This window comes from Shewanella septentrionalis (assembly GCF_025370265.1).
Lineage (GTDB): Bacteria > Pseudomonadota > Gammaproteobacteria > Enterobacterales > Shewanellaceae > Shewanella > Shewanella hafniensis.
Window position 1 is genome coordinate 129,083 of the sequence record NZ_JAMTCC010000003.1, and the last position, 22,797, is coordinate 151,879.

Genomic DNA, 22,797 nt, shown 5'->3' on the forward strand with positions numbered 1-22,797 from the left:
TAACGTACAAACTAAATTTTCATAAAAATGATGGGGCCATTGTGCAGACGATAAACAGCTATCTCGCCACCACGCTCAAAGCACTTCGTAACCAAAAGGGATGGAGTTTAGATAAAGCCGCCCAAGAGACGGGCGTCAGCAAGGCCATGATAGGCCAAATCGAGCGCGGTGAATCCAGCCCAACAATTGCGACACTGTGGAAAATTGCCAGTGGATTCAATATCTCGCTGTCGACCTTTCTCGAACCCACGCCCCAGAGCCAAGGCGCAGTATTCCGTAAACCCGACGAGCTACGCCAGCAACCCGCCACCGACGGCATGTTAGTCGCGTCGCTATTTCCCTTTGAAGAGCGCTTCGGTTTCGAGATGTTTGAACTCACGCTGCTGCCACACTATGAGCGCCTTTCTGAGCCCCATGAAGCTGGCGTCACTGAACATGTCATTGTCTTGAGCGGCACTATGGAAGTGTTAGTCGATGGTCAGTGGCAAACGCTCAAGCAAGGTGAAGCGGTACGATTTGCGGCCGACAAACCCCATGGCTATCGAAATCTCAACGAGCAAGCCGTAGTCTTCCACGATTTAATTCACTATCAACGAGGCAGTGAATCTAGCTTGTAGCAGCTTATCTAACGCCAGTAATACAGAGTTCGAGTATCTGCACAGCCAAAGATCAAACCATTCACTGCCGATATTTTGCCACGCTTGCACTCGCCAATCCATTAGAATAAACTTATTGAAAATTTCCTAATAGTAGGAGCAATGCTATGTTTCAATCTTTACTGGCTAAGTTATCCGGCAGCCACTCGGGCGAAAAGTGTTGGCAATTGATTGAGCAAGGCGCACGGGTGATTGATGTGCGTTCACCAGAGGAATTTGCCTCGGGTCATTTGCCCCAAGCCATTAATGTGCCATTGCCAACGCTCGACCAATGGTTGCATCAAGTCGACAATAAACAGCATCCCTTCGTGCTCTACTGTGGCGCGGGTATTCGAGCGCAAAAAGGCTGCGATATCCTCAAGGCCAATGGTTTTAGTTGCGTGATAAATGGCGGTTCGCTTAAAGATTTAGTCTGCTGCCAACCTAGCTAAAATGCACATACAAAAATGCCAGCCTATTAAGGCTGGCATTATTTATTCAGCTAAATCAAATGACTCAGCTAATCAATGGGACAATTAAGCCTTCAGCTGATCGATACTGTGTTTCGCTTCGCTCATGCCTTTGTCGTGGGCTTCAGGCCCCATATTCAGCGCTTCGGCGTAAACCACTTCAACATTAGTGATACCAATAAAGCCTAAAACCGTTTTCAAGTAAGGTACAACGTGATCCGTTGAGCCATCTTTGTGAGCGCCGCCACGGGTCGTCACTAACACAGCGCGTTTACCTTCCACTAATCCTTTTGGACCCGTTTCAGTGTAAGTAAAAGTCACACCAGCGCGGGCAATGAAATCGATCCAGTTTTTAAGCTGAGCCGGAATAGTGAAGTTATACATAGGTGCTGCGATAACAATAGTGTCGTTCGCTTTTAATTCAGCAACTAAGGTATCTGATAAAGCGAGCATTTCTTGCTGACGTGCCGATAATTCTGCACCACCACGTAAACCAGAAGCGATTTCACCGTCTACCATAGGCAGCACGTCTTTACCGCCTAAATCACGTACTGTGATAGCGGCGCCTTGGGTTTCCCAGTGGCTAGCTAAGTGGTCAATTAACACGGCAGATTGTGAATAACCGCCAAGAATGCTTGATTTTAAAATTAAGACTTTAGACATAATCTGCTCCGAAAATAGGTAAATGACTCAGAGTCAGATGGAATATCTCAACTCTATGACGCTAGTGTATTCGCCCATAAAAAAGAAATAAAGTGGATAAAATTTGAGATTCACTTCGATTTTTTAGAAAGGTTATAGGTTGTTGCGACGTGCTATAAATTAACTCGCTTTCGGCGCACTGACATACAGACCTTCGAATACCGCACAAAGCTTAGCATCACAATACAATTGCACAGCTAACTTCACTTTCACTCTGCGACCTCTTTGCAACGGGCTGAGATCCACATCTGGCCATTGCACTGTTACCACAGGATCACAAGTCACTGGGGCGAGATAACGAATATGGGCATCGGCGAGCACTATGTCACCGGCAACGCCTGCTAACTGCTGGTTCAGCCACACGGCGCCCCAGCCAGTTAAGGTCATCAGCGTATAAATGCTGCCGGCAAACATGGTCTGATGCAGATTGATATTAGGCGCTATCGGCGCCGTGACTCGAAATTCACCTTCGCGGTAATCGAGTGGCGCAATCTGCATAAATTCGCTAACAGGAATAGTACTGTGCCACGTCTGGCATAACTGAGTGAGTAGTTGAGTAAGTCGTTCATCCATGCGCACTTACCTTGATACATCCCTCTTCACAGCTAACACTGAATAAGTTCAACACTCTATCCCCCAGAAAAAACACGCGATAACTAATTTAATAGCTAATGTAATAGCTAACACAATAACTAACGCAATCACTCGTGCGATAAGAAGCTACACCTGCAGATTAAACGTCACAGGGCCATCATTGACTAAGGACACTTGCATATCGGCGCCGAATTGTCCGGTTTCTGTGGTCACGCCCTTAGCGCGGCAAAATGCGACAAACTCTTCATACAGTGCCAAGGCTTGATCCGGCGTACCGGCGCCCGAAAAACTCGGTCTCAGACCGCGACCCGTATCGGCGGCCAAGGTAAATTGCGACACCACTAATAAAGAGCCACCGACTTGCTCTAGGTTGAGATTCATCTTGCCATTTTCATCGGAAAACACGCGATAACTCATCACTTTAGTTGCCAGTTTTTCCATCTTCTCGCGGGTATCTTCCTGCTCAACGCCCAGCAGAACCAACAGGCCCTTATCGATTGCACCTATGGTTTGATTATCGACAACCACACTGGCGCGGCTCACTCTTTGAATTAACGCAATCACAACTTTTCCTTTTTAGATTAAGGCTTAACGGGAACCATTTGCTGCATGAGCGGGATAGGACGAATATATTGATCGATACCATCGGGCAAGGATTGCGCGACTTGTGCCAAACCGCCATTGGTCCACAGCATAAAACGGCGTAACTCTTCAATTTCAACATGGTCGGCAAAGGTGACAGTGCCTTGTATTTGGATCACCGCGCCTTGGTCCAGCAACACAAACTTGGCAAAATTAAGCTTTTGATTCAAAGTGCCAATCACCACAGGCAGCTCTTGGCAAGCCTGTAATTGCGGGTGCACGGCATAGAAACGATTCATTAAAATACGGTCAATGCCCGCAGAATTAATGCTCGGCTCAAGCAAAAACTGGTTATCGCCAAACTGCACCGCAACTTTAGTCGGCGCAACTTTGGTGGCCAAGTAGTTAGCGTTAATCAACGCTTGATACAAGTGCTCAGCGGCAGCTTCATTGGTCAGTCCACCCAGTTCAACGACTTTGGGGGCGACGGGGGCACTCACGTTCTCCTGAGCCACCACTGGGTCAATCGCGCGGGTTTGCGAGGGCGCCGTAGCGGCACAGGCGGTTAATCCGAGTAAACTGGCACTAATGAGCAATGTTTTCATTGTATTTCCCTTTGATGTATCCACGACCACATAGCATGGATTTCTGCTGTGACCGCCAAAAACAACGACTCGCTATTGAGCATATGTCCGCCGTCGGCAACAGATTGAATCGTAATAGCATGCTCTAACCCAGCCCAAAAATCGCGCAATAGCGCCGCTGGGCAAATCGCATCCTGCATTCCTTGCAATAACACACTACGCGCCTTCACCCTAGGCGTCACGCGTTGCAACACACTCATGGCATTGAAGTAATCATGTCGAGCAAAGTGCAATTCGATATCCGCTAACGCTAATACTGGGTCGGGTAACTGTCTTGGCAACACCAATCTCGCCCCCGCGAGCTTTAGCTCCCACTGAACCCAACGCCGCGCAAAATGGTGCCGCAGGTTTTCATCGGCCGATGCCAAACCTTGATGGTACGAATCCAGCAGTTCAGCCAGCGATTGCGCAACAGGCGCATTGCCACTGAAGAGTCGATAAGCCGCAGGTTGCAATTTTGCCGCGCCGTCAGCGCCATAGAGCCAATCTATGCCTTCTTTAGACGGAATAAATAACGCCCACAGCACTTGCGCTATCACCCGTTCGGGAAATAATCCGCTGTAAATTAAGCCTAATGTGGCCCCAAAGGAGCCGCCCGCTAAACACCAGCGCTCAATACCTAACGCGAGGCGAATCGCCTCCATATCGCAGATCAAACCATTAAGATGATTATGGGCTAAATCGCCAAAGGGCAAGGATTGCCCAGAACCTCGTTGATCTAACAGCAAGATCCAATATTGATCGCCATTAAATAAAGCTAAATCACCGATATCACAACCCGCTCCCGGACCACCGTGCAAATATAACAGCGGGATACCTTGAGGATTTCCGTATTGTGCAAGATGTAATTGCTGACCATTGCCAACGCTAAACCAGTCGCGGCGGATAAAAGGGGGAAAGGATTCAAGCACTGATTCAGGCATTAAGTGTTATCGCCATTACTTAACCGTTTAGGGATGTTATTCCGATTTCGCCACGGCCTTGAGTGCATCTACTTCTGCCGAAGTTAAGGTTACAGGCTGATTATCTTGGCAGTCTTGTAAAGGCTTACCATCTAGATCCGTTTCATCCTCATCGGAGCTCGACTCATAATCTAAATACTCTGGCATAGCCGCGGTAATTTCCGCGCCGAGTAATACTATCATCCACGATAAATACACCCAGACAAAGATAATAGGGATCACGGCTAAAGCCCCATAAATAGCTTCATAGCTCGGAAACTGAGTCACATACAAGGCAAAGGCTTTTTTACCTAACTCAAACAAGATTGCGGCGACAATCGCCCCTAATAATGCATGTAGAAACTTCACCTTTTGATTAGGCACCACCATATACAACAGCAAGAATGCAGCAACTGAAAACAGCATGGGCAAACGCTCAAGAAACACGGGCACCACACCCGACAACTGACCGTCAAAAACCTTCAATGACACTACGTAGGAAGTCGCCACCAAACTGGCCCCCACCAAAACAGGACCCAAAGTGATGACCATCCAATACATAGAAAATGCGACCACCACGGAACGCTTCTCTTTAGTACGCCAAATGTTATTAAGGGATTTGTCGATGGCGGAAATCAGCAAAATAGCGACCACCACTAAAGCGGCAATCCCGACAGCTGTGCCCTTAGAGGCATTAGCTACAAACTCATTGATATACACTTGCACAGTATCGCCGGCGGCGGGTAAAAAGTTCTGATAAACAAAGCCTTCTATCTGCCCACGTATGCCTTTAAACACAGGAAAAGCGGACAACATAGACATAGTCACGGCCACCATAGGCACAAGTGACAATAGCGTGACATAGGCCAAATGTCCGGCGCGGATATTGATCTGATCTTCCACTAAACGCCGCTGCAAATGCAGCAGGAAGTGCCAGATCCCGAGGAATAAGACGCGAATTTGTGCCAGTTCTATCTTCTTAGTCACGGGTTTCTCTTGATTCTGTTGGTATAGACTCGTTATCTTCGTACAATAAACACTTAATTTACAAGTCTAAGGAGTGAATTGATGTCTCAACAAGGATCTGCGGGTAACGTTATTTCCGCTATTGCTAGCCTATTTTTCCCTGGGTTAGGCCAACTATTACAAGGCCGCATTATGGCAGCACTGTTATTTTTCATTATCACAGTGGTGGGTTATGCACTCTGGTGGCTAATTGTGCCCGCGGTAATAGGTGCTATCTTTCATCTGTGGAGCATTATCGATGCGGCCCGATTTAAGGCCGATTAATTTCAATTCACTCAGTGACGGAATACCCAATGAAAAGACTGATAACTTCAGGCCTGATTGCCGCATGCCTCCTGCTCAGTGGTTGCCAAAGCGCCTATTACGGTGCGATGGAAAAGGTCGGTTACCATAAACGCGATATTATGGTCGACAGAGTTAAAGACGCGAAAGAATCCCAAGAGGACGCCCAAAAAGAGTTCAGCTCGGCCCTCGAAGAGATGCAAGCCCTGCTCAATCACGATGGCGGCAGCCTAGAAAAAGCCTATAACAAGGCCAAGGATGAATACGAGTCAGCCCAAAGCGCCGCAGACAACGTCAGCAACCGCATCAAGAAAGTTGAAGATGTGGCCGAAGCGTTATTCGATGAGTGGCAAGATGAAATTGGCGAGATCAGCAAAGCCAGCCTGCGCCGTAACAGTGAAGCTAAGCTCAAAGAAACGCGACGCGCCTACGAACAATTGATCAAAAGCATGCACCGCGCCGAATCAAAAATGCCGCCCATCCTCACCGCCATGAAAGACAATATGCTGTATCTCAAGCATAACTTGAACGCCCAAGCCATTGGCGCGATCAAAGGCGAATTTACTAGTCTGCAAACCGACATTTCGGGCCTGATTAAAGAGATGAATAAATCGATTAATGAGTCGAACAAGTTTATCGAGTCACTCGAAAAATCAAAAAGTTGAACCAAAGCTGCTACTTAACTCCTAAGCCCTAGCACAATAAAGTGCTGGGGCTTTTTATGCTTTGTGTGACCTCGTCCGCTGTCCCTGCAAGCCATACTTTATTTGTGCAAGCCCAAAACACTTGGCTTTGTGAGCTATGGCGCGCTTTAGTGGATTGATAGCACCAATCTTAGACCTGCCGCACAATTTCATTTAGTACTCAAAAACTTATCATCAGCTCATCACTCAGACACTGTACTCGTTACTCATTTGCTGTATTCATCACTATTACTTTTATCGAATCACTTACTCTGATGTTGGCACTCATGTATCTCGCCTCACTGAGCTATTGGAGCGGCAAGAAATGGGGCGCTGTCGTAACACTGTTACTCAGTGTCAGCGCCGTCGCGATCAGCCTTTACTGGCCTTTAGCACTCGGACTGATTATTGCGCTGCCGTTGGCATTATTGGGGCATAAATTTGCACCTGACTCCTTCAAAGGTGAGATTAAGATCAATACTCTGCGGCAAGGCACTCAGCATGTCTTGGCGCTATCGCTTTTGCTGGTTGCAGTGCAATACACAATCAACACCATACTGCTTAAGCAAGGGATCACACCTTGGCTCATGCGCCCCGATGTGGTCGATGCTTTCCTGCCGATTGCTGGCGGTATTGAGCTTAAGGCCATTGTCAGTCTGAACTTATGGGATCAAACCCATCCTGCGGCGGCGGTGATGTTAGCTGCGGTATTACTCACAGGATTACTCTGCAAGCGAGCATTTTGTGGTTGGGCTTGCCCATTAGGTTTGGCAGGGGAATATCTGTATGCCTTTAGAAAACGCTTTATTAAATCAGAACTAACACCACCCGCTTGGCTCGATTGGCCACTGCGTATGCTCAAGTATCTATTGCTACTTGGCCTCTGTTACATAGTGATTGGTATGCCAGCGCAATCGATTCCTAATTATCTCGAAGGTAATTACCATAAGATTGCCGACTTGAAGATGGCACTGTTCTTTCTAACACCTAGCCTAATTACCTTATTAGTGTTTACGCTGATCCTTGCCTTAGCCGCATGGCGCCGTCAGGGATTCTGCCGTTACTTGTGCCCCTATGGTGCCATGCTCGGGATCTTAAGTTTTGCGAGTCCCTTAAAAATCCGCCGCGATAGCCAGCACTGCCTTATCGAAGCAAAAGGGATGAAATGTGACAAGTGCACCCGCGCCTGCCCAGCAAACATCATAGTGCACACCAAAACCACGGTTCGCAGTGACGAGTGCCAAGCCTGTATGCGCTGCGTTGCCGCTTGTCCAAAATCTGCCGCCCTTGGCCTAGGACTTAAATCCGGCCACAGACTCGGCCACAAGGGATTACTGGCATTAGTACTCATCGCCTTATTTATGCTGCCGCTTGGCGCTTACTTAGCTGGCTTCTGGCACAACCAAACACCCGACAATATCCGCATGGAACTGATCCAAGTAATAGATAGAGTGGGGCATTAGCTAATACTCCAAAATACACTGCAGATAATGGCTTACATCACTATCTACAGTATTTCTTAATATATAAGTCATAACATTGATTACAATCAGGCAACGACTCGATTTTATCGCAGATACTATTCCTATACGGATACTAGAAAAGTGGTTTTATGTTCCCTAACATGGAGCTAGCCTATGCGACCCAACCGACAGCAACTGATCCGTTCGTTATTTGACGAATATATTGAGATGTATGCCTCCCGTGATGACAGGCTAACCCGCCGCTTTAGTGAGAACTTTAGCGGCTATGCTGGCAGTAGTGACCAGCTTGTCACCGACAGGGAAGAATGGGTGCGGATCACTCGGCAGGACTTTGCACAAGTGCCTGAGCGGATCCATATCGAAATGTTAGATCTCTCCTTACAAGATCTTGCCGACAACCTAGTGGTTGTGACTGCCTTTTTCCATATCCACTTACCTATCCCTAATCCTATGCTTTCCCGCGAGACAGCACGGCTAGTGTTGATATTTCGTCTAGAACACAAAGACTGGATGATTGCCCACAGTGGCATATCCATCCCCTACGGCTTAGCCCACAAAGGGGAGATTTACCCGATAGCACGATTAGAAGAGCGTAATGTCGAACTTGAGACCATGATCAAGGCACGCACCTGTGAGCTGGCAGAAGCCAATAGGCAACTCGAAATACTCAGCAATACCGATGGTTTAACCAATATCGGCAACCGCCGCCTATTTGACATGATGTTACAAACTGAGTGGAGCCGAGGACAAAGGAGCAATTCCTCACTGGCCCTCATCATGCTCGATATTGACCACTTCAAACAATTTAACGATCACTATGGCCACCTCGCCGGCGATGATTGCCTTAAACAACTGGCCAGTACTTTATCCCAATCGGGCCGCAGAGCCGGCGAACTCGTGGCTCGCTACGGTGGTGAGGAATTTGTCATTCTGTTGCCCAATATCGACAAACAAACGGTACTCGACACAGCGCAGCATATTCATCAGTTAATCCAAGCCATTGCCATTCCACATGCGAATACCGACCTTGGTATTGTGACCGTCAGTGCAGGAGTCGCTTATCTGCAACCCTCAAACCAACAAAGCCATTTAGAGTTAGTTCGCCAAGCCGATGCCGCGCTTTACCGTGCAAAATCAGCAGGCCGCAATTGCATACGGGTGATGGATGAGGAGTAATACAGGATCTCAAGATTCAGCATTTTTAACTAATCGCCGGCATACCCTATTTTCTCATTGCAGAACAACAGAGTTACAACGTTGAGCAGAGCCCAACGTGCCACAGAGAATATATGCAGCAAGAACTAAGCTTTTAGCTGTATAACGAAGAAAACGCCACATCTGATCCATAGTGCAAACTATCGATATGCCCATGACCAAATCAGCCCCAACAAAAAGCCCCGCATAGTTTCCTATGCAGGGCTTTTTAAACCGATTGACTCACCTTAAGGGTGTGCAACCTGAATCAACAGGCTGGCATTAACCGCGGTTAAAGCGCTTACGATCGTTTTCAGTCAAGTGTCTCTTACGAACACGGATGCTCTTAGGTGTTACTTCAACCAATTCGTCATCATCGATGAACTCAAGCGCTTGCTCAAGTGTCATTGTGATTGGCGTAGTCAGCACTTGCGCTTCGTCAGTACCTGAAGCACGCATGTTGGTCAGCTGCTTACCTTTCAGACAGTTAACTGTCAGATCGTTTGAGCGAGCATGGATACCAACTACTTGGCCTTCGTATACTTCAGCAGCGTGGCCAATAAAGAGACGGCCGCGGTCTTGTAGACCGAACAGTGCGAATGTCAGAGCCTTACCTGTCGCGTTAGAAATCAATACGCCGTTAGCGCGTTGACCGATATCGCCACCTTTGTGTGGACCGTAATGGTCAAACGAGTGGTAAATTAGACCTGTACCAGAAGTCGCTGTTAAGAATTCAGTTTGGAAACCGATTAAACCGCGGCTTGGGATAATAAAGTCGATACGTACACGACCTTTGCCATCAAGCTGCATGTCTTTCATTTCAGCTTTACGGGTACCTAACTTCTCGATCACTGTGCCTTGATCTTCTTCTTCAACGTCAACAGTTAACGTTTCGAATGGCTCACACAATTCACCGTCGATGGTTTTCAGAATAACTTCTGGACGTGATACAGCTAACTCATAACCTTCACGACGCATGTTTTCAATCAAGATTGATAAATGCAATTCACCACGGCCTGATACGCGGAAGCGATCTGGACTTTCAGTTTCTTCAACACGCAGTGCCACGTTGTGGACCAATTCTTGTTGTAAACGCTCAAGAATGTTACGTGAAGTCACATACTTACCTTCTTTACCCGCAAAAGGTGAAGTGTTGACTTGGAACGTCATGGTCAGAGTTGGTTCATCAACTGATAATGGCGGTAACGCTTCTACAGCACCAGCAGCACAGACAGTGTCAGAAATTTTCAACTCACCTAAACCAGTGATAGCAACGATATCACCTGCGTTAGCAACTTCAACTTCAGTACGCTCTAGACCCATGTAACCTAATACTTGGCCCATTTTACCGTTACGGGTTTTGCCATCAGCACCAACAATAGTGACTTGTTGGTTAGTTTTGATGCTACCACGCTTGATACGGCCGATACCGATAACACCCACGTATGAGTTGTAATCCAGCTGCGAAATTTGCATCTGGAAACTACCTTCTGAGTCAGCATCAGGGAATGATACTTTTTCAACGATAGTTTGGAACAGCGGCGTCATGTCTTCACTTGCAACATCTGGATCTAAAGTTGCAAAACCGTTTAACGCTGAAGCGTAAACGATTGGGAAATCTAACTGCTCGTCAGTTGCGCCTAAGTTATCGAACAGGTCGAATACTTGGTCGATAACCCAATCAGGGCGCGCGCCTGGACGGTCAATTTTGTTGATAACAACGATTGGCTTTAAGCCTTGAGCAAACGCTTTCTTCGTTACGAAGCGAGTTTGTGGCATTGGACCGTCAACGGCATCAACTAGCAATAATACTGAGTCAACCATAGACAGAACACGCTCAACCTCACCACCGAAATCGGCGTGGCCTGGGGTATCAACGATGTTGATACGGTAGTCGTTCCACTTGATGGCAGTATTTTTTGCCAGAATCGTGATCCCACGTTCCTTTTCAAGATCGTTGGAGTCCATCACCCGCTCAGTAGCTTCTCCTCGGGTTGCAAGGGTGCCTGACTGTGACAGCAACTTGTCTACCAGGGTCGTTTTGCCATGGTCAACGTGTGCAATAATGGCGATGTTACGTAAATTCTCTAGCACGGATAAACCTCTTACCATCAAACAAAAATAGGGATATTTCAGTAATTCGTTATAGTGTCCTAACTCGACCCACCATAATAAAAAGCGTGCCATTCTACTCCAGAGCGGCCTTGGCGCACAGGATTATTTTTGAACACTTATAAAACAATCCGCCGATCCTTGGGTAATTCCTGCCAATATTCCATTGAGTGAAATCCTCTACCGCCACAGTTAAAGCACTGTTCAATTGCCATATTCGTAGGAAAAATCCGAGTTAAACAGCTGAATTTCCTATTTTTCATAATCTAGACGCAAAGTATTTCTGCTGATTTAAACATCAATCAAATTGATGTTCACGTGACAAAATCATCTCGACGTGAAACAGCAATAATTTCTAGCGCAGATTTAACTGGGCGTTGATATTGGCATTTATGACCGCGAAAACTGAATGCCTTTAAGACTCACTTCATTGTCACGCAATACCTTTATTACGCATCACTTATTTCACTTGGCCTGTGAACAGCAAAGACATTTCGCACATGAGAACGAACTCTTTCCTAATAATATGATAATAAACCACTATTGAATTGAGAATGCATGGCATAGTTGAACAGACTAGCGTGGTTTTATGACAACTATGCGGCGGTGAAATCGCCCAGAGAAAATAGTCCAGAATAGTGCTGAAATAGTTACTAGATTCAGTGCCGCTATCCTTATGTAGTCCTCCCTGTGAGCCAAGGCGCGATTGCCATCTCACTGCCACATAAGCGATGCATACTAGTGCTTTGAACCTTATGCTTTGAAACTTAGCTTTGCATGAATCAATTCAGTGCGCACCAAAATGGATGAATGCACCAAAATGCCTCAGTCAATAGCACCAAAGTGGTGCAAACGTGAATCCAATTAAGTGCAGTAAAGATTTTAAACCATGTTAATCAGTAGCTTAAATTATTGGCATGGATATCGCTATATAGCTCGTAAGTTTGGCTCAAGATAAATCACTTGAGTTAAAAGATTATAGAAGGGGCATCCCTTTACCCTACCGGAGGCTTGAGAATGTCAGTTGAATCAGTTTTAAAGCAACTTGAAGAATTAGAAGTTAAGTTCGTTGATTTACGTTTTACCGACACTAAAGGTAAAGAGCAGCACGTATCTATTCCTTCTCATCAGGTAGATGCTGATTTCTTCGAAGACGGCAAAATGTTTGACGGTTCTTCTATCGCAGGTTGGAAGGGTATTAACGAATCAGACATGGTACTGATGCCAGATCCAACGACATTCGTACTGGATCCTTTTACCGAAGAAACCACAGCGCTGATCCGTTGTGACATTCTTGAACCAGGCACTATGACGGGTTATGACCGTGATCCACGTTCAATTGCTAAAAAAGCAGAAGCTTACCTGATCTCTACTGGTATCGCTGATACTGTTTTGATTGGCCCAGAACCAGAATTCTTCCTATTTGACGATGTCCGTTTCGGTACTGACATGTCAGGTTGTTTCGTTAAGATCGACGCTAAAGAAGCGGCTTGGAACTCAGCGACTAGCTACGAAGGCGGCAACACTGGTCACCGTCCATTTGTTAAAGGCGGTTACTTCCCAGTTGCACCGGTTGACTCATCACAAGACCTACGTAGCGCTATGTGTTTAGTGCTCGAAGAAATGGGTCAAGTGGTTGAAGCGCATCACCACGAAGTGGCGACTGCAGGTCAAAACGAAATCGCTACTCGCTTCAATACTTTGACTAAGAAAGCGGATGAAATCCAAATTCTGAAGTACGTAGTGCACAACATGGCACACGCTTACGGCAAGACGGCGACTTTCATGCCTAAACCTATCGTTGGCGACAACGGTAGCGGCATGCATGTTCACCAATCTCTGGCGAAAGACGGTGTTAACTTGTTCGCTGGCGACAAATACGCAGGTTTAAGTGAAACAGCTCTGTACTACATAGGTGGTATCATCAAGCACGCTCGCGCGCTGAACGCTTTCACTAACCCAAGCACTAACTCTTACAAGCGTTTAGTGCCACACTTTGAAGCACCTGTTATGTTGGCCTACTCTGCCCGTAACCGCTCTGCATCAATCCGTATTCCAGTGGTACCAAGCCCTAAAGGCCGTCGTATCGAAGCGCGTTTCCCAGATCCACATGCCAACCCATACTTAGGTTTCGCAGCGCTGCTGATGGCCGGTCTTGACGGTATCCAAAACAAGATCCACCCAGGCGAAGCAATGGACAAAGATCTGTACGATCTGCCTCCAGAAGAAGCGGCTGAAATCCCACAAGTGGCAACGTCATTAGAAAACGCCCTTGAAAACCTGCAAGCTGACCATGAGTTCCTGACTAAAGGCGGCGTGTTCAGTGAAGATTTCATCCAATCTTATATCGTACTGAAAACAGCTGAAGCTGAGCGTGTAGCACGTACTACTCACCCACTTGAGTTTGAAATGTACTACAGCCTGTAATGGCTAACGACATGTAATTACTTACTGTATAAATGAAGCTGTAAAATATAAAAGCCCCAACAGTTTTGCTGTTGGGGCTTTTTTGTATCGCTATTTTAATAATGCAACGAAATCAAACGACTGTTGAATCAGTTCTCTGAAGATTTGATTCATCTTAAGGGAAAAACTGCCCCAAAATAGCTGCAAACGGGGCGCTAGCGCTGGCTTTAGCAGTTGGCGTGAATCAGTCTGGTGTAGAGTGATTCACATGCTCATTTTTGGACAAAAGCGTGCTACGTTTTGCGCGAAATTACCTTCATTTAGGATAAACAAGCATAATCCTCAGCGCTGAATCCTGAGCAGTGATGAGCCTATGGATGTAATGCTTGGCTTGAGGCTTTACCTTTACACCATTTACCGCTGTTGTGCTGCTTTTTAAACTCGCACATGCTATCCCATCGACCACTTATGCCACTGTATTGACGACGAAATTCTTTGGCTGACGTGAGCCACGCCTCGGGCGCAATGCCTAATTCATTGAGTAGTTTGGGCCGCTGATTATCGATATGGCCTTTTTTATCAAGGCGAATAGCGCGGCCCGTCCAATCAATAAGTTCGAGATAATCGGCAAAATGAAACGGAATTCCCGCTTGCTCATTCAGGTGTGCTGCACCATCGAATTGGGCAAGAGATTTGTGGGGGATGTGAGCTTGATTGGTTGAGGAATTTGTTTGTAAGGTTGAGATGGTTAATGGGCGATTTGGTGAATATAGCGAGTTAATTCGCTCCTGAATCGATGTAAAATCAGAGGATTGCAAAGAGTTGGCGATACCCGCTCGAATAGGATTTAAATCGACATACATCATACACGCCAGCAGGGCTTGCTCATCTAACAGTGCTTGCGACTTAAAACGACCTTCCCAAAAGGCGCCTTTACACTCATCTTCACGATTGGCCTTGCGGGCAATTTCTTCATTTAAACAGCGCATAAACCAACTGATACTACTTAATCGTTCATGCCACTCTGCAAGTAAGCGATCAAGTAACATCACTTCACCGTCGATTAAAGCATCACCATTCATATACTTAGTCGCGACAGCATGGCCTTTAGTAATTTGACACCAGCGACGAATAATATCTTTTTGCGTTAGCGATTTGGCCTTGTCGACATCAATTTTAAGCACTAAATGATAGTGATTACTCATCACCGCATAGGCACAAATATCGATACAAAATATCGCGGACAAAGCTTTGATTTTATCGACAATCCAGCCGCGTCGGTGCTGATAACTGCGACCAGTAAGTTTATCCTCACCACACAAAAAAGCTCTTCGAACACAGCGATTTATCACATGATAGAAAGGTGTCGCATTAGCATCAATTAACTGTCTTCTGGCCGAGGTCATGACAAGCTCCACTAAGACAAAATCAGTATAATTTAAAGCCTAGTCAAAGAAACTAAAAAACACAAAAAGATATGGCTGTCCCCAGTTTTGTAATATTTTTACATCATAAAACTCAGGATGACGGGAAAAATCATTAATAGTCACCGCTTGGATAGAAAAGCTAAAAAAAAATGAAAATAAAAGCATTTTTAATCTATCACAAGATACTGAAAAAACACTAAAAAGGAAGCGATTCATAAAACCTCTTTGTCTTTAAAAGTTATATAAAAGTACTAACTAGCTGTTCCGAATAGTCGATCGCTGCACTCGTAAAGTTTCTACAAGGGACTCGGAGCACGCATCGAGCGCTGAGTCTTGCCACCTTCAGGCTTTGGCGCCAGATTACACAAATGCCTTAACCCACATGGGTTCCGGCAAGATATAGCACTATTAAAAATCAATACTCAACTTATAAACAACAATGATAACCAATATTTATGGTTAAATAAAAATGAAAACATCATTATGAATAATTGCAACCAATCATCAAAACTTACCATGAAAATAATTAAAAGCCATGAAAGCAAATGAAAAAAACGTAACAAAAGAAAGTAAAAAGTTCAAATAAATCAATCTGCGGTATAAGAAAATTTCTTTTAAAAAATACGAAATCTATAAAATCGGAATTGAAAATAACAATACTAAAATGGAGGCGTCAGCATTATTTACATCTAACGATGCATACCCCCAAAGAAGAGTTGTAATAATGTAAAAAACTAACCAGAATGTGTTTGTCTCAATTTTCATAATATTTACCAAAAAAATGAGGGGAAGCTTACCCCCTCATTTATAAATAATTAGCGCTGAGAGTTCATAGCATCAACAGCACCAAAAGCAAATCCTGCTGATGCGGCAATATATCCCTGCTTTTTCTTTTTTTAAAGTTAATGCAACCATTCACCATTTTACTTTACGTTTTACGAGCTAATTTAATAAAAACTATTCCATGAAGGTTTTATAAAACTATGTTTTATTTCTGTAGAATGTAAATGCATCAAATATGATTTTATCAGTTGTTATTTGCTTTTTAATCTCATTCAACTCGAAATAAGTAACTAACTTACCGTTGATGATTTTCTCCGGGGTCCAATTACCATCTAGTAAAACTATATTTTTTACTCCAAAATATTCCAATGCTTCGACGGTATAACTCCACAATTGCACTCTGTCACTATAAAAAACAGCAGGTTTAACTTGACCGTATATAGTGATAAGCATGCTTACGTCAACTTTTTTAAAAAAAAGACACTCATCTATAACTTTGTCTATTTGTGTGATTAAGGATATGTTTGATAAAATATTTTCATTACAGTCATTTGAAAAGCCAAATATTGCATTCATGTCTGCTGGTGTTAATTTTTCATTTTTTAATCTAATATTGCCACCATGCCAGCCAAGAAATGATTTTTTACTTAAATATTTATGGTTACCTGCTAAAAAAAGATAATTAGCACATGAGGATATACAATATTTGTCAACCTCAACATCTAAATTTTTATTTATTATCCATTTTGAAAAATCAATAGCAACATCAGCGTACCCACCAAAACTATTAAAGATTATCCTGGTGACATTCTGATTTTTACGTTGAATCCTCTGGACAGCATCAAAACCATCTTGATTGATAGCTCCATTATAATATATTGTATTGTTTTTATAAAAAATAGTATCTTCGGCAAAAACAGCAATTGGAAGAATAAAAACAATAAACCCGAATAAAAATACATTCCACATAAACACCTCTAAATATATCAGGTATTCGTGTGTTGAATACCTGACGCCAATTCAATTAAAAATTATATGTAGGGCCATCCCAAGGACCCTTGTCGCAAATTAATCTAGGACCATCAGCCCAAACATACTGTTCATAACAAATCATTCCTCCGCAAATTAATTCCAACTCATCCAAAGACAACTCTTCCAACTGATTATCTCTATTATTTCTCATGATAAACTTCCCTTATTAATCTATTATAAAACTTGCTAAACCAACTTAATTTAATGCATACCTTATACACTAAACTCAATCTCTTTAGCGGTTTTCCAAAGGCTCGGTTTCCGGCAAAAGTCACCGAGCCTTTGTTTTAACCTGCTAAATTCCGATATTAAACGCAATCTAACAGTCTAAAATACTTGTCTTTTCTATCTTAAAGCCATTCTCTGGGCATTTACGATGCCGACTGGGCTTGCTGTAATTCTTCTGCACTCATTATTTTCCCTTGGTGCATTAAGACCACTCTATCTGCCTGTTTAATAGTTTCTGGTCTATGGGCAATGATGATGCGGGTCATACTCAGTGCTTTTATCTGCTCACTGATTTTTGCTTCATTCATAATGTCCAGATGACTTGTTGCTTCATCCATAAACAAAATCGAGGGTGACTGATATAAGGCTCTCGCAAGCAATAAGCGCTGCACTTGCCCACCGGAAAATTGGTTACCCATATCGCCCACTAAACTGTTATATCCCATTGGCATACGTGCAATATCCATATCTATCGCTGCATGCTGTGCGCATTGTTGCATCTTCACGTAATTAGGCTCTGGGTCAAAAAACGTAAGATTGTCAGCAATTGAGCCTGAAAGCAGGGTATCGTCCTGCATAACAGCTGCGATTTGTTGCCTATACTGGGTTAAGCCAATATGGTTTATATCTTGTCCATCGAGCAAAACACGTCCATTCGTTGGTATTAACAGGCCCAGCATTAACTTCACTAAGGTGGTCTTGCCGCAGCCAGAAGCCCCTACAATAGCTACCGATTCACCGGCCTGAATATCAAGGCTAAGGTTACGAATCACTTCAGGTTCATTCATTCCGTAACTAAAGCTGACATTCTCTAAACTTAAGCGTCCTTTAACGATGTTGAGCTGTGTAAAACTCTCTTGATGCGCCTCTTGTTCATGAAGAGCGATATCAGAAATACGGTCAAGGTGTAATCGCAACATTCGAAACATAATTAGCTGTTCAATTAAGCTTGCCACTCGCTCAGTCATTTGATTTTTGTAAGCAATAAAGGCTAATACCATGCCGATGGTGAGGCCACCGCTCATGACAATCATTGCCGCCATGTAAATAACAATGATATTTTCAACTCCGAACAACAGTTTGTTCATCGCATCGAAGCTGATTTTTAGCCTACCTAAACGAATATCTGCGTTAATGACTTCACTGTAACGATTTTGCCAAATACCTTGTCTAGCACTCTCGCAGGTAAACAGCTTAATTGTTTGAATACCCCTGATATTTTCTAAAAAATTACTTTGCTCCTTAGCTTGCGCTTGAATCGACTCTTCGGTGGCTCGATGAAGTGGCCTGTATAATGCAAAACGCATCAAGGTATACAATGCCACGGCAGCTATGACGACAAGCGTGAGTTTTACACTGTAAATCAGCATCATCACTAAAACCGCAATGGACATAACGCCATCAACAACCGTTTCAACAAGGCCAGTTGTTAGCCGCTCGCGTACTTGTGCCAGAGAGCCAAAACGCGACACTAAATCACCAATGCCGCTTTTCAAAATAGCTCATGGGTAAGCGCAACAGATGACGTAGTAAGTTAACCCCCATTTGCATATTCAATAGGCTAGAAACCCTTAACACTAGCCAGCTGCGCACACTGGCGGTAAACACGTTTATCACCACCAACAGCCCGAAGCCAATGGCCAGCACAATCAGCAACGGCTGATCCTGACTCACCAACACCTCATCAACCACCCATTGCATGTAATAAGGTGTGACTAAAGCAAATACTTGTAGTAGCACTGACAGCACAAATAGCGTAACTAATGCAGCATTTACACCGCTGATTTTGGTCCACAATTGGCTTAAGCGCATTTGTTGGCGCTCATCTTGCTTTACAAATGCCTTCGTCGGTGTCAGTTCAAGCGCAATGCCCGTAAAATGCTTGGCAAACTCTTGTAGCGATAAAGTGCGCTTGCCTACAGCGGGATCGTTTACGCTGATGTTCTTCTTGGTTACACCTGTCAGTACAACAAAGTGGTTCATATCCCAGTGAAGGACACAAGGTAAAGCTAATTTCCCTATGTCTTCAAGTGGGCATTTCAGCGCTCGGCTTGAAAGGCCAATAGAATCACCTAGCGCAATTAACTGCTGTAAATTCATCCCTTTTAAATTAGCGGTGAAGCGCTTGCGTAACGCCCCCATGTCTAACTTGTGACCGTTGAAGCTTGCTATCATCGCCATACAGGCAAGGCCACATTCAGCCATTTCAGCTTGTAAAATAAGTGGCACACGCTTATTGCCAGAGAACTCAAGTAAGTCAACGGGACTATTGCTCTCGCTTGCCATCAAGGCGGCATGTTTTTCAGTTGCAATTGTCATTAACTCACCCTTCCACGCAGGCTGTAAATTGGATCAAGTAGCCAATCGAGCAACGTGCGTCTGTCTAGAACAATGTCAGCCTCTAAGAGCATACCGCTTTTAAGGGGGAATGCTTCACCATAAGCCTGCATGTCTTGCGCGGATAAGGTTGTTCTTATACGGTAAACAGGCTCTGATAACTTAACGGGTAAATCGGCTTCGCCATCGAGTAGTAATGCTTTATCTACACGCAATACCTCACTGTGCAGAAAACCAAACCGTTGATAAGGAAATGCATCAAAGCGTAATCTAGCCTCATCACCCTGTTTAACAAACCCCGCACTTCTTGTTGGTAGTAATAACTCAGCTACCAATGAAGAGCCTTTTGGGATAATGCTCATTAATGGGCGATTGCTGGCAATAAACTCGCCCTCAACAACACTTACTGCCGCCACAGTACCTGATTCTTGAGCGCGTATAACAAATTTGTAACTATTCTCCGCTTCATTTAATTGTCTTTGAATATCAGATTGGCGCTTATGAACATCTGACTGTTTTAAATTAAATTGGAACGGTAAGCTCACTAATTCAGAGTGAGTTTGATTTAACTCGCGGTCAATCGATATTTTGTTCGACTCTAAGTTTTCCACTTCTTGCTTTACTTCAATTAATTTTGATAATTGAAGCTGATAATCAAGCTCTGATAAATAACCATCTTTGTAGAGCTTGTCGTGTTGTTTTTTCTGTGCAACTTGTATGTTTAATTTTTCTGCTAACAACTGTTTTTGTCTAGATAATACCTTCATCGACTCCGATAAGTCAGATAACCTTTTTTCGAGCCTGAGGGTCTCGGCTGCATTCAGCTCTATGTTGTTATCTAATTCTTGATTTAAAATACTTTGCTGTTGTTTTAACTCACTTATCAGTGTTTCGCTTAACTCAAAACCAGATGCCATGCTGCTTCTTATTATGACGGTGACTAATGGGTCGCCTGCATTGACATCACTACCTTCCTTTACGTGCAAGATATCCACATTGCCACTGCGATTAGCGTAGGTTTTTATCATACCTTTGTCAGGCACTAAATATCCGCGAACCGTTTCCTTGCGGGCGTAATGTGAAAAATATAAAAATAAAATAATCGCAGTAACTATTAATAATATAGATAGGGATACGGTATATATAGAAAGAGGTTGAGCTAAAGATATATCTCCATAAAGCCGTTGTTTTTGTTCGTCTACAACCTGCTGACGAAATAGATTTGACATAAGTTCCCTTTAACATTGCATCATTTGTGCTTGAATAATTAGCAGTTGCAATGGTGTTGCCTGTTGCTTATTTGAAACACATTAGTTTCAAATGTATCAAGTTGAAATAATACTTTAGTGCCAATTCTTTTTATGACTTAAATTTATTGATGGTGTATCCAAAACAAGAGTCGCCGTTAACAACTAGGTTATTGAGCTTGGTTGTATCTCGTTTCTGTTGATGAATAATTGACAGATATAATCATATAGATAGAATGCCAAGCTGTTGAAACAGAACAGGTTGGCGTCAAATGAAACCTGATCTGGCTCCACATCACTAACGCTCTCAGTTGATCAAGTGAGTAGATCATACCGAAGCAATGCAGTTTTTCACATATAAACAATGGAGTGGTTATGCGTTGGTTGACTTGGTTGGTCGTGTGCAGTTCTCTCACGGGATGTGCAACGATAACGTCGAGGATGGGAGAAGATTCAACTTGGGGCCACTCTTTCTCGAGTGTTCAAACGGCTGTTGATAATGGCGAGGAGTGTATGATGATCTCCGCGTTGGCGGCCCCGCCCTTGCTGCTCTTTACCATCCCGCTGACACTCGTTGACATGAGCAGTGCGTTAATCATCGATACTGTTATGCTACCTGCAGATTTAGCGATCACGCCCAGCGATCCCAAGCTCCACACCCCGCGACCTATGGTCTGCCGCTATGACTACAAGATTTAAGCATGATCGCACCCAATAAATAACCTCAAGTTGCCTGTGTGGCGGTGAGTTAACGCCGGCATACGGGAACGACCATGTCGCGGTTTGCGTCCATGAGTGTTGTGCCTTGTTAGTTGTAATTACGTAGTACAACCTAGCCTAGCAAGCCATTTAAAATCATTTAAGTTAGCGATTTGCTTTTATCACGTCCAGTAACAACTTGATATCGGCCATATTGTTATAGATATGCGGCGAAATACGGATCCCCATGCTGCGAGCATCGACGCTGATATTCGCGTTCGCTAATGCCGTCATGATTTGATGTTGTTGCTCACCAAACTGCAAAATCAGCGTACCGCTGCGTTTTTCAACATCCCGTGGCGACACAAACTCATGTTCGAGCTCTTGCGCCACAGCATCAATTAACTGCTGATTACATTTACGCAGCAAGGGGATGCCTAAACCCGCAAGATAATGAATGCTGTGAGCGGCAATGGCATAGGGGGCGATTGAAGGCGTTCCACCCCAGAAGCGCATTGCGGAATGCTGGTAACGAAAATCATGGATATCGAACTCGAACGGATTCTCGTGGCTAAACCACCCCACATCCTTTGGCTGACAACTATCCAATATGGCGGGATTAACCCAAAGATAGGCGGCACCAGGGCCGCCGCAGAGCCATTTCACACTCGACCCGATTAAAAAATCAGGTTGTAGGCGCGCGAGATCTAGCGGAATAATCCCCGCCGATTGCGCTACATCCACTAAGCTCAAACAGCCTCGCTCACGGGCTATGGTGAAAATATTGGCTAATGGCGCCTGCTGCCCCGTATTCGAGTAAGCATGGCTGACAAACACCAGATCCACATCGCGACTGATATGTGCGTCCCACACATTAGGGTCAGTGACATCAAGTCCCTTAGGAATAAAACGCACTTCGCAGCTAGCTGGCAGCGCTTTTTTAAGGGCGAAACCCATGCTGGGGAAATCAATCTCACTCATCAACACAACGGCGTGTTCGCGATTTAATCGGTCGAGTGACATAACGATTTTAGTCAGTGCACTGGAGAGATTAACCTGAGGGCAAAAGTCCTTTTGGTGGCCGTTAAACAGTTTAGATAAGGCAAAGGTAAAATCATCAATCACACTCAGCCACTGACCCCAAGGCTCGCGCCCCGATTCCTGCCAAGGCGCAAAAAAGGCTTCTTTGAAGACCTGTTCGGTCGATTTTAACGGTCGACCGACGGAATGGTTCAATAGATATCCTGGACCCGCGAGGTAAAAGTCCTTTTTATAGTCTGCAAACATAG

The 22,797-nt window shown here is 44.5% G+C and carries 21 protein-coding genes and 1 pseudogene; 8 read left to right on the forward strand and 14 right to left on the reverse strand.

What is annotated here, in order from left to right:
- The first annotated feature begins 41 nt into the window (after positions 1-41).
- Both NE536_RS02545 and NE536_RS02550 read left to right on the forward strand, forming a co-directional pair.
- Positions 42-617 carry a helix-turn-helix domain-containing protein gene (locus tag NE536_RS02545; protein WP_261271703.1) on the forward strand — a complete coding sequence of 192 codons (576 nt, stop codon included), beginning with the start codon at positions 42-44 and terminating at the stop codon, positions 615-617.
- Positions 618-763: 146 nt separating this feature from the next.
- A complete protein-coding gene (locus tag NE536_RS02550; protein ID WP_063884976.1) occupies positions 764-1,087 on the forward strand; it encodes a rhodanese-like domain-containing protein in 324 nt (107 codons plus the stop codon).
- Positions 1,088-1,171: 84 nt separating this feature from the next.
- Here NE536_RS02550 and azoR read toward each other — a convergent pair whose 3' ends face one another.
- The 6 genes from azoR to NE536_RS02580 form a co-directional block, all read right to left on the reverse strand.
- A complete protein-coding gene (azoR, locus tag NE536_RS02555) occupies positions 1,172-1,768 on the reverse strand; it encodes an FMN-dependent NADH-azoreductase (protein WP_261271704.1) in 597 nt (198 codons plus the stop codon).
- A gap of 159 nt (positions 1,769-1,927) precedes the next feature.
- A complete protein-coding gene (locus NE536_RS02560) occupies positions 1,928-2,380 on the reverse strand; it encodes a thioesterase domain-containing protein (protein ID WP_261271705.1) in 453 nt (150 codons plus the stop codon).
- 147 nt (positions 2,381-2,527) lie between these two features.
- Positions 2,528-2,965: a D-aminoacyl-tRNA deacylase gene (gene dtd, locus NE536_RS02565; RefSeq protein ID WP_006079790.1), complete on the reverse strand. Its 438-nt coding sequence runs from the start codon at positions 2,963-2,965 to the stop codon at positions 2,528-2,530.
- Between the two features lie 17 nt (positions 2,966-2,982).
- On the reverse strand, positions 2,983-3,588 hold the full coding sequence (locus tag NE536_RS02570) for a hypothetical protein (protein WP_261271706.1): 606 nt from the start codon (positions 3,586-3,588) through the stop codon (positions 2,983-2,985).
- On the reverse strand, positions 3,585-4,550 hold the full coding sequence (locus NE536_RS02575) for an alpha/beta fold hydrolase (protein WP_261271707.1): 966 nt from the start codon (positions 4,548-4,550) through the stop codon (positions 3,585-3,587). Before NE536_RS02575 ends, NE536_RS02570 begins: the two co-directional genes overlap by 4 nt.
- Positions 4,551-4,586: 36 nt before the next feature.
- Entirely contained in the window at positions 4,587-5,555 is a 969-nt protein-coding gene (locus tag NE536_RS02580; protein ID WP_063884972.1) for a virulence factor BrkB family protein, read from the reverse strand.
- 81 nt (positions 5,556-5,636) lie between these two features.
- Between NE536_RS02580 and NE536_RS02585 the strand changes: the two genes are divergently transcribed.
- The 4 genes from NE536_RS02585 to NE536_RS02600 all read left to right on the forward strand — a co-directional run bounded on the left by NE536_RS02585 (position 5,637) and on the right by NE536_RS02600 (position 9,219).
- A complete protein-coding gene (locus tag NE536_RS02585; RefSeq protein WP_006079786.1) occupies positions 5,637-5,858 on the forward strand; it encodes a hypothetical protein in 222 nt (73 codons plus the stop codon).
- A gap of 29 nt (positions 5,859-5,887) precedes the next feature.
- A complete protein-coding gene (locus NE536_RS02590) occupies positions 5,888-6,541 on the forward strand; it encodes a DUF2959 domain-containing protein (protein WP_261271708.1) in 654 nt (217 codons plus the stop codon).
- Between the two features lie 266 nt (positions 6,542-6,807).
- A complete protein-coding gene (locus tag NE536_RS02595; protein ID WP_261271752.1) occupies positions 6,808-8,022 on the forward strand; it encodes a 4Fe-4S binding protein in 1,215 nt (404 codons plus the stop codon).
- Between the two features lie 174 nt (positions 8,023-8,196).
- Complete coding sequence (locus NE536_RS02600) at positions 8,197-9,219, forward strand: GGDEF domain-containing protein (RefSeq protein ID WP_261271709.1); 1,023 nt, start codon at positions 8,197-8,199, stop codon at positions 9,217-9,219.
- A 300-nt stretch (positions 9,220-9,519) separates the two neighbouring features.
- Here NE536_RS02600 and typA read toward each other — a convergent pair whose 3' ends face one another.
- Complete coding sequence (gene typA, locus NE536_RS02605; RefSeq protein WP_106651716.1) at positions 9,520-11,331, reverse strand: translational GTPase TypA; 1,812 nt, start codon at positions 11,329-11,331, stop codon at positions 9,520-9,522.
- 1,035 nt (positions 11,332-12,366) lie between these two features.
- Between typA and glnA the strand changes: the two genes are divergently transcribed.
- Positions 12,367-13,776, forward strand: coding sequence for a glutamate--ammonia ligase (glnA, locus tag NE536_RS02610; RefSeq protein WP_106648392.1), 1,410 nt, complete (start codon positions 12,367-12,369; stop codon positions 13,774-13,776).
- A 350-nt stretch (positions 13,777-14,126) separates the two neighbouring features.
- Here glnA and NE536_RS02615 read toward each other — a convergent pair whose 3' ends face one another.
- The 6 genes and pseudogenes from NE536_RS02615 to NE536_RS02640 form a co-directional block, all read right to left on the reverse strand.
- The gene (locus NE536_RS02615; RefSeq protein ID WP_261271710.1) at positions 14,127-15,161 is read right to left on the reverse strand and encodes a transposase; all 1,035 of its coding nucleotides are present in this window, start codon (positions 15,159-15,161) and stop codon (positions 14,127-14,129) included.
- A 39-nt stretch (positions 15,162-15,200) separates the two neighbouring features.
- Positions 15,201-15,398, reverse strand: coding sequence for a hypothetical protein (locus NE536_RS02620; RefSeq protein WP_261271711.1), 198 nt, complete (start codon positions 15,396-15,398; stop codon positions 15,201-15,203).
- 765 nt (positions 15,399-16,163) lie between these two features.
- Complete coding sequence (locus tag NE536_RS02625; RefSeq protein WP_261271712.1) at positions 16,164-16,934, reverse strand: hypothetical protein; 771 nt, start codon at positions 16,932-16,934, stop codon at positions 16,164-16,166.
- 55 nt (positions 16,935-16,989) lie between these two features.
- Positions 16,990-17,148 carry a hypothetical protein gene (locus NE536_RS02630; protein WP_261271713.1) on the reverse strand — a complete coding sequence of 53 codons (159 nt, stop codon included), beginning with the start codon at positions 17,146-17,148 and terminating at the stop codon, positions 16,990-16,992.
- 220 nt (positions 17,149-17,368) lie between these two features.
- A pseudogene (locus tag NE536_RS02635) lies at positions 17,369-19,544 on the reverse strand (peptidase domain-containing ABC transporter).
- Positions 19,544-20,791 carry a beta-barrel domain-containing protein gene (locus NE536_RS02640; RefSeq protein WP_261271714.1) on the reverse strand — a complete coding sequence of 416 codons (1,248 nt, stop codon included), beginning with the start codon at positions 20,789-20,791 and terminating at the stop codon, positions 19,544-19,546. Before NE536_RS02640 ends, NE536_RS02635 begins: the two are co-directional and overlap by 1 nt.
- A 459-nt stretch (positions 20,792-21,250) precedes the next feature.
- Here NE536_RS02640 and NE536_RS02645 point away from each other — a divergent pair, with 459 nt between their 5' ends.
- Entirely contained in the window at positions 21,251-21,508 is a 258-nt protein-coding gene (locus tag NE536_RS02645) for a YceK/YidQ family lipoprotein (protein ID WP_261271753.1), read from the forward strand.
- A gap of 165 nt (positions 21,509-21,673) precedes the next feature.
- Here the strand turns inward: NE536_RS02645 and NE536_RS02650 are convergent, their stop codons facing one another.
- A complete protein-coding gene (locus NE536_RS02650; RefSeq protein WP_261271715.1) occupies positions 21,674-22,795 on the reverse strand; it encodes an aminotransferase class V-fold PLP-dependent enzyme in 1,122 nt (373 codons plus the stop codon).
- Positions 22,796-22,797: the final 2 nt, after the last annotated feature.

Bases quoted from the DNA above. Each gene is read 5' to 3' on its own strand.
- NE536_RS02650 (WP_261271715.1), bottom strand. From the start codon at position 22,795: ATGTTTGCAGACTATAAAAAGGACTTTTACCTCGCGGGTCCAGGATAT.
- NE536_RS02600 (WP_261271709.1), top strand. From the start codon at position 8,197: ATGCGACCCAACCGACAGCAACTGATCCGTTCGTTATTTGACGAATAT.
- NE536_RS02570 (WP_261271706.1), bottom strand. From the start codon at position 3,588: ATGAAAACATTGCTCATTAGTGCCAGTTTACTCGGATTAACCGCCTGT.
- NE536_RS02615 (WP_261271710.1), bottom strand. From the start codon at position 15,161: ATGACCTCGGCCAGAAGACAGTTAATTGATGCTAATGCGACACCTTTC.
- NE536_RS02645 (WP_261271753.1), top strand. From the start codon at position 21,251: ATGGGAGAAGATTCAACTTGGGGCCACTCTTTCTCGAGTGTTCAAACG.
- glnA (WP_106648392.1), top strand. From the start codon at position 12,367: ATGTCAGTTGAATCAGTTTTAAAGCAACTTGAAGAATTAGAAGTTAAG.
- NE536_RS02620 (WP_261271711.1), bottom strand. From the start codon at position 15,398: ATGAATCGCTTCCTTTTTAGTGTTTTTTCAGTATCTTGTGATAGATTA.
- azoR (WP_261271704.1), bottom strand. From the start codon at position 1,768: ATGTCTAAAGTCTTAATTTTAAAATCAAGCATTCTTGGCGGTTATTCA.
- NE536_RS02560 (WP_261271705.1), bottom strand. From the start codon at position 2,380: ATGGATGAACGACTTACTCAACTACTCACTCAGTTATGCCAGACGTGG.
- NE536_RS02630 (WP_261271713.1), bottom strand. From the start codon at position 17,148: ATGAGAAATAATAGAGATAATCAGTTGGAAGAGTTGTCTTTGGATGAG.
- NE536_RS02640 (WP_261271714.1), bottom strand. From the start codon at position 20,791: ATGTCAAATCTATTTCGTCAGCAGGTTGTAGACGAACAAAAACAACGG.
- NE536_RS02575 (WP_261271707.1), bottom strand. From the start codon at position 4,550: ATGCCTGAATCAGTGCTTGAATCCTTTCCCCCTTTTATCCGCCGCGAC.
- NE536_RS02590 (WP_261271708.1), top strand. From the start codon at position 5,888: ATGAAAAGACTGATAACTTCAGGCCTGATTGCCGCATGCCTCCTGCTC.
- NE536_RS02585 (WP_006079786.1), top strand. From the start codon at position 5,637: ATGTCTCAACAAGGATCTGCGGGTAACGTTATTTCCGCTATTGCTAGC.
- NE536_RS02550 (WP_063884976.1), top strand. From the start codon at position 764: ATGTTTCAATCTTTACTGGCTAAGTTATCCGGCAGCCACTCGGGCGAA.
- NE536_RS02625 (WP_261271712.1), bottom strand. From the start codon at position 16,934: ATGTGGAATGTATTTTTATTCGGGTTTATTGTTTTTATTCTTCCAATT.